At 35.3% G+C, this 12,309-nt stretch carries 11 protein-coding genes and 3 pseudogenes; 2 read left to right on the top strand and 12 right to left on the bottom strand.

What is annotated here, in order from left to right; translation table 11 throughout:
* Positions 1 to 119: 119 nt before the first annotated feature.
* From NI455_RS14480 to NI455_RS14470, 3 genes are all read right to left on the bottom strand, one after another.
* On the bottom strand, positions 120 to 413 hold the full coding sequence (locus NI455_RS14480) for a type II toxin-antitoxin system RelE family toxin (protein WP_004647759.1): 294 nt from the start codon (positions 411 to 413) through the stop codon (positions 120 to 122).
* Positions 403 to 648 carry a type II toxin-antitoxin system RelB/DinJ family antitoxin gene (locus NI455_RS14475; RefSeq protein ID WP_000246755.1) on the bottom strand — a complete coding sequence of 82 codons (246 nt, stop codon included), beginning with the start codon at positions 646 to 648 and terminating at the stop codon, positions 403 to 405. The genes NI455_RS14480 and NI455_RS14475 overlap by 11 nt, the downstream gene beginning before the upstream one ends.
* A 141-nt stretch (positions 649 to 789) precedes the next feature.
* Positions 790 to 1,680 carry a LysR family transcriptional regulator gene (locus tag NI455_RS14470; RefSeq protein WP_035334907.1) on the bottom strand — a complete coding sequence of 297 codons (891 nt, stop codon included), beginning with the start codon at positions 1,678 to 1,680 and terminating at the stop codon, positions 790 to 792.
* Between the two features lie 149 nt (positions 1,681 to 1,829).
* Here NI455_RS14470 and NI455_RS14465 point away from each other — a divergent pair, with 149 nt between their 5' ends.
* Both NI455_RS14465 and NI455_RS14460 read left to right on the top strand, forming a co-directional pair.
* On the top strand, positions 1,830 to 2,423 hold the full coding sequence (locus tag NI455_RS14465; protein ID WP_253114777.1) for an NAD(P)H-dependent oxidoreductase: 594 nt from the start codon (positions 1,830 to 1,832) through the stop codon (positions 2,421 to 2,423).
* Positions 2,424 to 2,432: 9 nt separating this feature from the next.
* Entirely contained in the window at positions 2,433 to 2,747 is a 315-nt protein-coding gene (locus tag NI455_RS14460; RefSeq protein WP_005105962.1) for a putative quinol monooxygenase, read from the top strand.
* A gap of 110 nt (positions 2,748 to 2,857) precedes the next feature.
* On the opposite strand, the gene NI455_RS14455 is transcribed toward NI455_RS14460, so the two are convergent.
* From NI455_RS14455 to NI455_RS15570, 9 genes and pseudogenes are all read right to left on the bottom strand, one after another.
* Positions 2,858 to 3,148, bottom strand: coding sequence for an addiction module antidote protein (locus tag NI455_RS14455; RefSeq protein WP_004647750.1), 291 nt, complete (start codon positions 3,146 to 3,148; stop codon positions 2,858 to 2,860).
* Between the two features lies 1 nt (position 3,149).
* Positions 3,150 to 3,446 (bottom strand): annotated as a pseudogene (locus tag NI455_RS14450) (type II toxin-antitoxin system RelE/ParE family toxin).
* Between the two features lie 112 nt (positions 3,447 to 3,558).
* Complete coding sequence (locus tag NI455_RS14445) at positions 3,559 to 4,188, bottom strand: hypothetical protein (RefSeq protein WP_253114774.1); 630 nt, start codon at positions 4,186 to 4,188, stop codon at positions 3,559 to 3,561.
* Between the two features lie 1,059 nt (positions 4,189 to 5,247).
* Positions 5,248 to 10,293 (bottom strand): tyrosine-type recombinase/integrase, encoded by a 5,046-nt coding sequence (locus tag NI455_RS14440; RefSeq protein ID WP_253114771.1) that lies wholly within the window; start codon positions 10,291 to 10,293, stop codon positions 5,248 to 5,250.
* Entirely contained in the window at positions 10,290 to 10,961 is a 672-nt protein-coding gene (locus tag NI455_RS14435) for a hypothetical protein (protein ID WP_005105953.1), read from the bottom strand. The genes NI455_RS14440 and NI455_RS14435 overlap by 4 nt, the downstream gene beginning before the upstream one ends.
* 146 nt (positions 10,962 to 11,107) lie before the next feature.
* Positions 11,108 to 11,419: pseudogene (locus NI455_RS14430) on the bottom strand (IS66 family transposase); the annotation flags it as partial.
* A gap of 74 nt (positions 11,420 to 11,493) precedes the next feature.
* On the bottom strand, positions 11,494 to 11,682 hold the full coding sequence (gene tnpB, locus NI455_RS14425) for an IS66 family insertion sequence element accessory protein TnpB (protein ID WP_004647767.1): 189 nt from the start codon (positions 11,680 to 11,682) through the stop codon (positions 11,494 to 11,496).
* Positions 11,679 to 11,831, bottom strand: a complete 153-nt coding sequence (locus NI455_RS14420) for an IS66 family insertion sequence element accessory protein TnpB (RefSeq protein ID WP_004647769.1) — start codon at positions 11,829 to 11,831, stop codon at positions 11,679 to 11,681. Before NI455_RS14420 ends, tnpB begins: the two co-directional genes overlap by 4 nt.
* A pseudogene (locus tag NI455_RS15570) lies at positions 11,828 to 12,188 on the bottom strand (transposase). The gene NI455_RS14420 and the pseudogene NI455_RS15570 overlap by 4 nt, the downstream one beginning before the upstream one ends.
* Positions 12,189 to 12,309 lie beyond the last annotated feature (121 nt).

Raw genomic sequence — 12,309 nt, 5'->3', positions numbered from 1 at the left:
AAGAAATTTAAATCCTGTGCTTGACTCTTGTGGTTAAAAACAGGACATTTTAAATGGTTTTTCGCATAGACATTTTAATTGGTGAATAACACAAAAATGGGAGCTATAAGCTCCCATTTTTAGTCTTTAATTCGCTTTTTCGCTTCGTCATAAACTATGCTATCAGCTCGTTTTCCGACGGTAATGAGCAGGATAACTACCTGATCATCTTTAACTTGATAGACAAGTCGGACACCAGCTTTTAATAATTTGATTTTATAGCAACCTGCAAGATCGCCTCTAAGCATATTCTTTGGAATATGTGGCTGCTCTATGGCTTTGGCTAGTTTCTTTTTAAATTGATCTCGTATAGCAACAGGGAGTTTTTCCCATTCTGCTGTAAAGTCCTTGTGACGTAAAAGCTTATAAGTCATCTAATGTGACTTCCTCAAACATCTCTTTAGGATCATTAATGCGCTTACGGACAAGAGCTAATAATTCTTCATCTTCTTCCGAAAGCAAAGCTTTTTTGACAGGCAGTTTCCCAGTCGTAGCAACATACTCAAGAATACTAGTGAAGAAATCCGTAGGTGCAATACCTTGCTCTTTAAGGATTGAATAAGATTTTTCTTTAAGGGCTTCATCGATCCTGAAGTTAACAGTAGCCATCATATTTCCCAAGTATTTAATGTACTAGGAACAGTGTAATGCAAATTGCATTACAAGTCGACTTCGCATAACCTCCATTATGTTAAATGGGTAGTGATTTGGTGGATTTTTCAGACTCTGGTTTGAAAAATCCATTTAAAATTAATTAAGCTGTTGTAATTTTTCATATAAATAATCAATAAATAATCTAACTCTCTTAGGTATATAATTTTTTTTGTAATAGACAGCATGGATTTTTTGCTCATGAATCTTTATTTCATCTTCAAATAAAGCAATTAATTTACCTTCTTTTATATCCTTTAAAATTAAAAATTCAGAGAGACAAGCGATTCCTACGCCTTGTAAAGCAAGTTGACGAACACTTTCGCCATTAGAAGCTGTAATAGATGGTGAAGTTTTATATAGTTGATCATTTATATAAATTGGCCAATTATTTAAATGCAAAGGATGGCTAAATCCTAATAATCTATGTTGATTTAACTCAATAATAGATTTTGGTAAGTTATTTTTTTTGAGATATTCAGCGCTAGCAACGATATACAAACGACTTTTATATAATAATTTTGCATAGAGACTTGAATCTTCTAGATCACCAAATCGTATAGCAACATCTATTTTATGCTCTAATAAATCAATTACATGATCATGACTAGTTAGTTCAATACTGATTTTTGGATATCGTTCTATAAACTCTGGTATTAATGGAATAATTACATGCAATACAAACGGTGTTGCTGAATCTATTTTAATTAAGCCTGTAGGTTCAGTACCTGGATTAATTAACAACTCTTCAGCTTCATTCAAATCAGAAAGTAATTTTCTTGCTCTTTCTAAAAAAATTTTTCCATCATAGGTAAGATTAAGGCTACGGGTTGTACGTTCGATTAATTTAACATTTAATTTTTTTTCGAGGCGTTGTAATGTGCGACTGATAGCAGATGTTGTTTGATTTAATTGTTCTGCTGTTTTCACTATAGAGCCACAATCAGCGATCGTAACAAATACTAAAAGTTCATCAAATGTAGATTTCATATCTAAGTAAATCATTAATAAAAAATCATTTTTAATTATATATTAATTTTAATTATTAACAATTAATCAATAATGTTTTGTTAATAATTGCATTTATGTTGATGGATCTTAAATTTATATTGTACTTCTCTATTCAATTTGGGATGAAGATGAATAATATTTTAATTATCAATGGTGCTAAAACTTTTGCTCATTCTAATGGTGAATTGAATGATACCTTGACAATTTTAGCAGAAGAAGTGTTAACCAAATTAGGTCATAAAGTTAAAGTTACGCGTGCTGATAGTGCTTTTGATCCAAAAGAGGAGGTAAAAAAATATCTTTGGGCTGATGCTATTATTTATCAAATGCCAGGCTGGTGGATGGGTGCACCATGGACAGTAAAAAAATATATTGATGATGTATTTACTGAAGGTCATGGTCATATATACGCTAATGATGGTCGTTCACGTTCGGATACTTCTAAAAAATATGGTTCGGGAGGCTTAATGCATGGCAAAAAATTTATGCTGTCATTAACTTGGAATGCACCTGCTGAAGTATTTACTGATCCAAAACAATTTTTTGAGGGGAGAGGTGTAGATGGGGTTTATTTGCCTTTTCGAAAAGCCAATGAGTTTCTTGGTATGCAAAGCATGTCAACATTTATTGCTCATGACGTCATCAAAGCACCAAACTTACCACAAATAAAAGATGACTATCGCCAACATTTGATCCGTAATTTTTCTGCATCAGTGATATAGAGGTAAATGATGTTAACAATTATTGCTGAAATTAAAGTAAAACCCGGTTCAAAGCATCTGCAACATGTAATCAATTCATTCAAGGAGATCACACCAACAGTGTTTGAAGAAGATGGTTGTTTTGGCTACGAATTACTTATTAATCATGAGAGTCATGCGTCTTATCAGGCGCCATTGAAAAATACAGTCGTTATGTTGGAAAAATGGAAAAGTATCAAACATTTAGATGCACACCTTGCAACCGTACATATGCAAGAACATCACTTTAAGATAAAAGATGATGTTCTTGGTGTTGATATCCGAATTTTAGAGAATGGATTTTAATCAAATTATTATATTCATTTATGAGTTTCTCTAAAATTAACATAATACACGTTATAGGAATCTAAAAATGGGAGCCTTTAGCTCCCATTTTTACTATATTTTTTAAAGCTTTAGGCGTGTTGTACTGTGAGTTTTAAGCCTAAAGCATTTACTACACGATTAATTGTATCAAAACGTGGTGCTGAATCATGACGTAGGGCTTTGTAGAGTGCCTCACGCCCAATCCCTGCTTCTTTAGCGATTTGAGTCATGCCACGAGCTTTAGCAATAACACCAAGTGCATGAGCTAATTCAGCTGGATCATTCTCTTCAAGAACCATATTGAGATAAATCACAATGTCTTCTTCAGTTTTGAGTGACTCAGCCATATCAAAACTTGGTAAATCAGCTACTTTAACCATTTTAATCCTCCAACGTTTTCGATAGTTTGACTGCACGATCGATGTCTTGTTGTTGAGTTGATTTATCTCCACCACCAAGCATTACAATCACAACGTCACCATGTTGGATGTAATACATCCTCCATCCAGAACCGAAGAATTCTCTCATTTCCCAAACGCCATCTTGGAGAGGTTTAATGTCTCCCCAGTTTCCACGTTAAACCTTATCTAATCGACGATTCAGGCGGATACGGGTCATATTGTCTTTAATGCCATCCAACCATTCATCAAATTCTGGCAGACGTTTAATTTCAATCATGAGGATTCCTTCTCTTCTCACTATATTGTATTCGATCGAATACAATATGCAAGTAATCTATATGAACATCCCATTAATTTCGTATAACAGCCATTATGTTAAATGAAAGGCTTTATAAACTACTAATTTTAAAGTCTTCTAATGTTTTGCCTTTTTCATTTAATAACTTATGAACAAACTCAGGATCCAACTTGAGCATAAGATCAATAGCATCATGTATTTTCCAAAAATGTAGTTTAGGATGATCAATTATTTGAGTTAAATGATTTTTTATCAAAGGAATATATTCACTATATTTATACTTTTCAATTACCCAAAATACACCTGCGATATCAAATGGTTGAGTGTTAGATTTTTCGATAATTTTTTGTATAGGAGGGAATATTTTACTTCTAGCCTGCTCACTAAATCCTAAGTCAGCTTGGGTTGCCCAATAGCTGACAAAAGCGCGAAGTACATGCTGCAGTGTATCATCATAACCATGTAAACGATGATCTATATAACCGTCTAATTTATTCTCATTTAATAAATTTACTAATACATCAAAACCAGATGACTGTCCCCAATGAGTCAAAAGTTTTGCTGCTTCAAAGACAGTATTTTCATCAGAAGAATTTAATAAATTTATGACTTTTTCTATACGATCTTCAGGAATATCTTCTAGATCTAAATCGGTTGCATCACATGCGTAATCTGCATGAGTAGGAACGTCATGCAGTAATACAGAAATTTCTTTATTCATTAAGCCACTCATTAATAATTATCTTAAGATTTCCTAAAATTAACATAATACACCTTATACGTAATGCTTGATATTTCTCTTTAAATATCATTATATTAAAGCAAGCCGTTCTGGAGTATAGGGCACCAGAACGGCTTTTTATTGATTATTCATGTTCCACGCTTATTTACCAACCAATGTTCCACGGTTTTATGCAATCTAATTTAACCATAAAGTTTTAATTTTAGAAAATTAATATGAGACTTGATAAAAAAACCACCAATAATCGCGGTTTCTTTCAATGACAACTTATGTGTCGTTCAATGACATTTTATGCGTCGCAAATGACAACTTATGTGTCGCGTGACGTTATCCGCTTTAAATAAACATTTGATGATTGGATGTTTTTCAAAATCAGTTCGTGCTACTTCAAAATTGTCACGCTGCATTGAAGGTGACATTTCTTCTGCAACATGACTTTATGCTGAATAATATTTAATAATAGCAAACTAAGCATAATAGGCACAAAAAACTGTTAAAGCGGTTTTAATACTTCTGTAGTAATTTTCAGGTTTCCACGCCCGATTACAGATTTTGCTGTAACCTAATTATCAAATGGGTATCTTTTTCTTTGATCAAACCAAATTAGAATATTTTATTGATTTGTAAATGAAAAATATAAATAAATAAATAACGTATGGATCAAATTGAAAGCGAAGAAAAAAATCAAATTCGCGGATTTTCAGGCCTTTTAATCACTTATTAAGCTTAGGCTATTTCACCTAAGGAATCATGTTACATAGCTTCCAGCAGCAGACAAAACGCAATGGATAATGCGATGTTTTTCGGTTCTGTTGATCCATAAAAAATACTTAAGTCTCTATTATTAAGCTATAAATGAGCAGCAAGAAATTTTTCTAGTCAGGTAAATGTATTATGCACACGTAGCTATCTCGAACAAATTCACAGAATTTGGCTGCACTTACATCCAAATTGTCATTTGAAATTAGCTCAATTAAAGTAGCGCTGTCTTTCAAACCTTTGTGTAACAAAGCGTGCATAAGTCATATATACTTAGATTCAGATATGATCTCCAATCGCTAAATATCGTACACTCAACCACGCAAGTACCCATCGCACGGCGCTTAATGATGCTTGTTGAGACATTATTCTAAAATAATCATATTTATTATGTTTCATCACTACCGGAAAAAACTGATGTTCTATAAGAAGTGAAAGCATAGGTTTATCTTCTGCCGTAAAATGCATCAATACTTTTGTTACATTACTCTCATACAACCATTTTTTTATTAACCAATTATAAGTGTCTGATTGGTTTCGTTCTAAATAATCAAATCGCTCTAAAATTTTTTGTGCGGAATTAAAATCTACAGCACTTAGTAATTCAGGCAAACGTGCTAACTTTCCTTGTGTCAATAATGGATGTCTTCCTATATTTGAACCACGTTTACCTGAAGGAATGTTTGACATCGTAATTAAAGCTCTCTTCCAGGACTCAATATCTAATTGTGGCTGCCCCTGCCCAGAAATAAGATACCGCTCAATATCTTCAATCTTTTGAAATAGTTCGTGTTTAATTACTTTACCCGTCGAATTTCCTCTTTTTTGAGCATAGATTACCCACCTCTGAGTTTGTCTTTTTTTGAGTACATATTTTTCGATGGTATCTCTCAACTCATATTTTAGATTACTATTCTGTTGGTTAATCGCTTGGAAATGCCTGAATAAATTACTCCGACTCATGACTCGCTTAAAAAATGCAGTATGTAAATTGGGTTGCTGTTGTTGCATGCTATAGGCATAAGTAGCTAGAAATAAGATATGAATATAATGCTTTAATGTTGTCGATTCATGTAAATGTCCAAGTACTCGACCAATCGCCTTAATCCCTTGACCGACCTGTCCTTCATTGCCTACTAGCGTATTAAATTGTTCATTCGATGGCATCCAATTTTGTAGCCATGGCAGTTCTATCGTGAGCACTTTAAAATCCACCACTGTTTGCAAACACTTTAAAGTATATGCACTTGCAAACGTATGTCTTAAATGATGTAAGCTGAGATCAACATCTCCAGTGACTTTCTTTAATATTTGAGATATTTGATCAAAAAAAGGCTTATGTTCACTGTTCTCATCAGACATTAATATCGAATATTTTTTATTTTGATAAACATCATCTAATCCCTTTTTAATCGTCTGACTTAATAAATTCATCGGAACAACACGTTCTGATCCGAGTGTTTTTAGCTGATGCTCACCATAAGGACGAATTCTGAGCATATCCTCATCAATATCTAAGGGCCGTAAATGAAGTGTCTCTGAACGGCGTACACCCATCGCCGCAGATAAACGAAAATGACGCTGAATCTCTAGACGTAAAACAGTATCATTCACCCCAGATTCTACAGATTGTAATATTTGAACGATCTGCCGCACTTCATTTTTTGAAAAAACCTTAGCACTTGCTTGATGCGCTGTACGCTTGTGTAACTTTATACGATCATCATTTAATTGAATTAAAAATTCTCTAAAGCGATTCCACGCAGCGAGATGCTTGCGGTGTGGAAAATGCTCTTGCGTCAACTCCATCCATTTTTGAAATACATCTTCATCAATCTGGCTATCTTTTGTTAAATCTTCTGAAAACCCCAATATACCTGCACTGACGATGGCCAAATGTAGATGAATCATATTTCGATTCTGTAGACTTAACTCTTCTGCATCACAGCGTAAAATCAACCATTGCACAAAGCATGTTAATAAATTGACTGAGTAGTGATTCGTTTTATTACTAGCAAGCTGTTTAAGCCAAATGCTTGATCTAGACTCACCTTTTAGTTGCTGAATCATCGCTAAAATATCAGACAAATGTAGTTGCTCATCGCCTATTTCTATTTCACTTTCTGGCTCAGTGCTATCTAAACCTGTGGTTAATTTTTCATATTCGGATAATCGTAATAATTCATTTATTGAAAGATCTTCCGTCAGGACTTGGCCTGATATATAACCTGCAATCAACGGAGTGCTATTTAACATCACCTTTTGCTGTAAAGCTTTCAACCATTGAGCTAACGATAGAGTTGACTTAAGCCCTATTTGTTTTAAATATGTATTAAAACACTTTTGCCAAGCCGTTCTTTGTTGATTTCTTGACTGTGCTAAAATCTCTTTTAATCGGGGCTGTAGATACTGTCGGTCTACTAATATTAAAGTCGAGACATAAGGACTTAACAGTACTGTACGGCGTATCTTCGTCACAGATCTATCATTATTCACTGTTAGCTCAACGAGCCGACTATTCCCCATAGCGACTATATATTGATCAGAAGCAATAAACTCCAACATCGCTTGTAAATGGCTCACTCTGCACAGTTGTGAATACATGGAGAGTACAACCAGCAAACGTCCTATTTCAATATCACAATTTTGATGTTCAGGTAAATGTTCTAAATCCTTCTGAATAAGATCAAGTAAGTTTTGTTCAGTATAACTCCATGTACTAAAACTATTTTCAGATGTCAGCCACGTACGATTAGCTTTTTGAGGAAGTTGAACGAATAAAGGAATTTTAGTTTTATCGCGAATATAAGCACAATATGCCTTTATGGCTTCTGGCAAATCAATGTTTGTATTTTTAGCTAAATGGGAAGCTAATACATGTCCAAGCTCTAAAGCTACTTGTGGCTCAGGATTTTCCTCAAAAATCAACGGACAATAGGACTCATACTCTGAGTTTTTCAGCCATTCTTTTACATCATTCTCTGAATATTGTATTCTCAGCTTCGTCTCTACTTGAGCTGTTTTAGTCTCTTGGGTTAAAACAAATGTTGGAATATGCTTGATTTTAAAAAAATCAAAACCTTCAAGACATTCGAAACCTAATTGTTTTTGCAAGTTTTCTTGTACATCAAGCCACTGTTGTTGAAAAGCTGATACAGGAAATACAGATAACATATCCCATGGATGACGACCCCGTATCCAGTGCCCAAGTCCAGCGTCCTTGAACCGTCCAGGTAACTGATTATAATCAGAGCGAACCAACTTCCGTGCCCAATTTCTAACTAAACCTTCAATCTGATGAGGAGCACAAAGTTGCACAGCATAAGATGATAAATCAACACGTGGTTCAATTTGCTCCCCTAGCATTCCCATCAAACCACGTAAACCTTGAATCTGTTTGATCAACGCTTGCGTCAATGGCACATAACGATCGGTTGATTCATCTTGATGATGTTTATCTTGAATCAATGCCCAGCCTTGCTGACTGATCCACTTTGGAAAGGGCTGCTTAATTCCTCGTCCTGCAGTTGCAAGATTCATCCATAATGCTGTATACAACGTCAAGCTATCAAAGAGCACCTGCCAATTTTTATGTTCAGAAGCCTGATTTATTCTCTTTTTTATTCGTGTAATTTCATTTTGTATTTCAACAATCTTTATTCCAATTGGGCTACCCACACGCTTATTGGAAGAGTATATATATTCAGGAATATTAATTTTTATCGTTCTTAAACAAGCAGCCCAGAGTTGCTCAAGTTGCCTCTGTTCAAAAGAGGCATAATGAATCAAGTTATCATAATTTCGACCTGATGCATTAGTCACTGCTTTAACGACAGCTAAATCACCTTGGCTATGATCATATAACAACCGTGGAAGAATATCTCGAATGCTTTTGAGGCTGATTTCTAGCTCTTTAGGTACACGGTTAATCAGTTCACTCACGTCACGTTCAACTGCCATATGATGTCTTGTAATCCCAAGATTTTTGACTTGACTCACTAAATCATTGAGTTCAATCGGTAAAACCAAATGTAATTCATTGGTCCATGGCACATGAAATTTAGAATCTTCTGGTTTTTTTTTGAGTGTCGGTGTCCCTGCAAACACACTTAATACATACGCAGATAAAGTATGATCATACTGAATAGCAATATTATTCTGATCTGCATTTTGACTAAAACGAGGCGCTGTTAATTCACTCACCGAACGTCCTGTGAGTAAACTTAATATTAAAGCTAATTTTGCGCGTAAAATTAAGCTGGTATCAGTATGAGATGGTTGACAGAGCCTAAATATTTCTTGAATTGAAATTAAGGACAATCGCGATTTGGTCCAAACTAAACCAACATTTGCAGCTTCAATATGTTGAGAAGTAGATTTAGAGGCATAAAAACCTCGAATTAAATCGGATTGTTCTGCCAAAAAAAATGTAAACAATGGCTCCAATGGTGTTTCATCTTCTTCAATCTCATTATCCTCAAATACTTCAGATACTAGACCACGATGAATTTCATCTACATCCTCTAAAGGTTGAATAGCAATACTTAATGAGCCGTATCGTTGCAAGATCAGTTTTCTATGCTTTAACCCTATACGGTGTAAAAATTCTCGACGTTTCTTCTTATTTTTTAGTGGATCATTTTGCCAAATTTGGGATAAAAACAGCTTTAATATATAAAAAACATCATTTAATCGTTTATCTTCAGAACCAGCAGACATCAAATGAATCAGTTGTTTCGGTGAATTTTGAATAAGTAATTCTTTGACTTGTTCTAAAATATACTCATTACCTTGATCACCCAACAGCCTGATTGCTAAAAAGGCGTTATACACACGAGATCCTTTTTGAGCTTTCAGCTTTATGCTTCCATCACCCTTTAAATAACTACTATAAAGCCCTAGGGTATGTACTTTTTTTTGAAAGTGAAATATTTGCTCTAAAAACCAAATAATTACTGTATCAAAACTCTCATTATTTCGACTTCGTCCTGCTTGAATCAATAGCAAATCACAAATTCCACTGTCTCCAGTGTATGGACGTAATGGCGTGGGTGTATGTGTGTTTCTATCTATTGTTTCTGAGAAAAAATGTGCATATTCCTCAGAATCCTGCAATCTACTAATGATCTTTAACGTATTAAGCTCATCACGAAATTCTGGTAATTCATCATCCCCAATCAATGTAAAGATTCGCTGACAAATGACAACAATGCCAGCTAAGCTATAGTGTGCACGCAACAAAAATAATGCTTGGATCAGTTCTTTTTCTTCTATATTTTCATTCTGATTAATACATTCTAGGAGCTTCTTGAAATAACTTTTCATGAACTACTCCGAATACGATAGACTCTTGCCTTCTTCAAGTCTGTTAAAGCCAAAGCAACTTCTGCCATTGGTGCCACACGAACAATTTGCTGCTGATATTTTTGATAAAGTTCCTCCAGTCGAGGTAAAAATACAGAAAAGTTAGCTAAATGAAAATATGGTTGCACAGACTTACCCAGCTCTTTCACTTTAATTCTTTCTAATGGCAAAAGCTTCTGGGCGATATAACCAGCTAAAACATTTTCGATTAAAAAATTACCACTCACCACCGGTGATGCCCAATTAACCAATTCTTGAACAAAGGAAATCGGCAGCTTTTTCAAAAAATGCTGTGTATTTAAAAATAAAATCATTTCTTCTGGATCTAAACTCTTTAGTCGAAGTTGGCCTGCAACCACCATCTTGTCCTGTGCTTTATCCACTTTAGCCCAGTGTCTTCTTTTCACACTATCCTTTAGAGTTTTTACCTTACATAAGTCCCTATCGACAGCAAGCAGTAACTTACGATATATCGCGAGCAGTAGTAATGCTTGATTTTTAATTTTTTCTGAAAACTCCCGGCTCATTTCCTCATTGAGTAACATCATTTTCAAAACTAAAACTGGGCATGGTTTTTCAAACCTGCCTTCAGAAATTGTTAATGCATCAATGAGCAATGGTGTCATCATTTTTTTCTGCACAGGTAAGTTATTTTTAGCGTCACAATAGTAGAATAACACAGTCCCAAAATTAACAAAATTAAATCAAATAAATTTTATATTTAATAAAAAAGTATTTGATTTATATAATTTATTTACTAACTTTATTTTTATACTAATTCATCAGCTGCGATATCTTCTTCGACCGCTTCGTCCCAAAGATGGATTTGTTTGGCCGTTAAGTGTTCATTCTTCTGGGCGAACTTATGCCGTTTAAACTGCGCAAGTTCATGCTCGTATTTTTGATTGAGAATAGAGAGAGATTTAACTTTAGAATCTAATTGCTGATTGGTGACTTCAAGATGTTGAACTCTGGCATCTAATTGCTGATTTGATTATGCTAAAGACTGATGCTGCATCGCCAATTGCCGGGTAAATTCCAGCAGTTGTTCATGGGTCAGTTGGCTTAAATCAGGCAGCGTATTCATGGCCGCAGTATGCTTGAGGTCATGACGCAGAGGAAATAGAATGTTTGGAGAATAGCAGAATGGCCGAGCTTGGTTTAGAGCATTGTTACCACTTGCTGCAGACCGATTCTTTGCCAAGCTAAACCTTGGATCAGTGCTTGTAAGTGCTCCGGGCTGAGGGCCACGGTTTCACCCTGGTGAACTTTAGCGCAGTGGAATTTTCCCTGTTCCAGCCGCCGGGCACACAGCCAGATGCCCAGTCCATAATGCACCAGCACTTTCATGCGATGGTCACGTTTGTATTACAGAATAGGTAAGCACAATGCGGTTTGATATAGCCAAAGGCTCTCAGCACCTGAGCCATGACAGTATCCATACCTGCTCGCATATCCAGAGGTTGGGTAGACAGCCAGATTTCATCGATACGGATCATGTTGCAAGTGCCTTGAGTAATTCTCCTAAAGCAGATATTTCTGATACTTGCCATTTCAAGCCAATTTCTGATTTTGAGTGGGGTAAAGTAATTTGAACCGTTAACATGTCAGTAGGAGTAGGATCTAATGGTGCAGAGCAAGATAAAGCAATAAATGCAGGTTTATTCGGTAGTGGTGAGCGATCATTTCTCTAGCTTACCATCAATTAAGCGAATCCAGTTGGATAGGGGATTTGTATTCAATCCATGTTGCAAAGCGACTGAAGCAATTGAAACGTCCGGTGCTTTACAAGCCTGAACGATCTGCTGTTTAAATTCAGCACTGCATGTTCTTCGTTTTTTCTCAAGAGATGTGATGGATGTCTAGGGTGTGTTGACACTTTTAGTTTAAAAAAATAGCGAAGTAGTAAAATCAAATCGCCAAACCCAATTTTACTATTCGCTATGCCTCGTACCATGCTGACAGATCAACACTGGC

This window comes from Acinetobacter lwoffii (assembly GCF_024129435.1).
Lineage (GTDB): Bacteria > Pseudomonadota > Gammaproteobacteria > Pseudomonadales > Moraxellaceae > Acinetobacter > Acinetobacter lwoffii_F.
Note: the sequence above shows the minus strand (reverse complement) of the source record. Positions and strands in the feature narration are given on the sequence as shown.

Coding starts and splice junctions, on each gene's coding strand:
- NI455_RS14480 (WP_004647759.1), bottom strand. CDS start 413: ATGACTTATAAGCTTTTACGTCACAAGGACTTTACAGCAGAATGGGAA.
- NI455_RS14460 (WP_005105962.1), top strand. CDS start 2,433: ATGTTAACAATTATTGCTGAAATTAAAGTAAAACCCGGTTCAAAGCAT.
- NI455_RS14440 (WP_253114771.1), bottom strand. CDS start 10,293: ATGAAAAGTTATTTCAAGAAGCTCCTAGAATGTATTAATCAGAATGAA.
- NI455_RS14455 (WP_004647750.1), bottom strand. CDS start 3,148: ATGGTTAAAGTAGCTGATTTACCAAGTTTTGATATGGCTGAGTCACTC.
- NI455_RS14445 (WP_253114774.1), bottom strand. CDS start 4,188: ATGAATAAAGAAATTTCTGTATTACTGCATGACGTTCCTACTCATGCA.
- NI455_RS14420 (WP_004647769.1), bottom strand. CDS start 11,831: ATGATCCGTATCGATGAAATCTGGCTGTCTACCCAACCTCTGGATATG.
- NI455_RS14470 (WP_035334907.1), bottom strand. CDS start 1,680: ATGAAATCTACATTTGATGAACTTTTAGTATTTGTTACGATCGCTGAT.
- tnpB (WP_004647767.1), bottom strand. CDS start 11,682: ATGAAAGTGCTGGTGCATTATGGACTGGGCATCTGGCTGTGTGCCCGG.
- NI455_RS14465 (WP_253114777.1), top strand. CDS start 1,830: ATGAATAATATTTTAATTATCAATGGTGCTAAAACTTTTGCTCATTCT.
- NI455_RS14435 (WP_005105953.1), bottom strand. CDS start 10,961: ATGATGACACCATTGCTCATTGATGCATTAACAATTTCTGAAGGCAGG.
- NI455_RS14475 (WP_000246755.1), bottom strand. CDS start 648: ATGGCTACTGTTAACTTCAGGATCGATGAAGCCCTTAAAGAAAAATCT.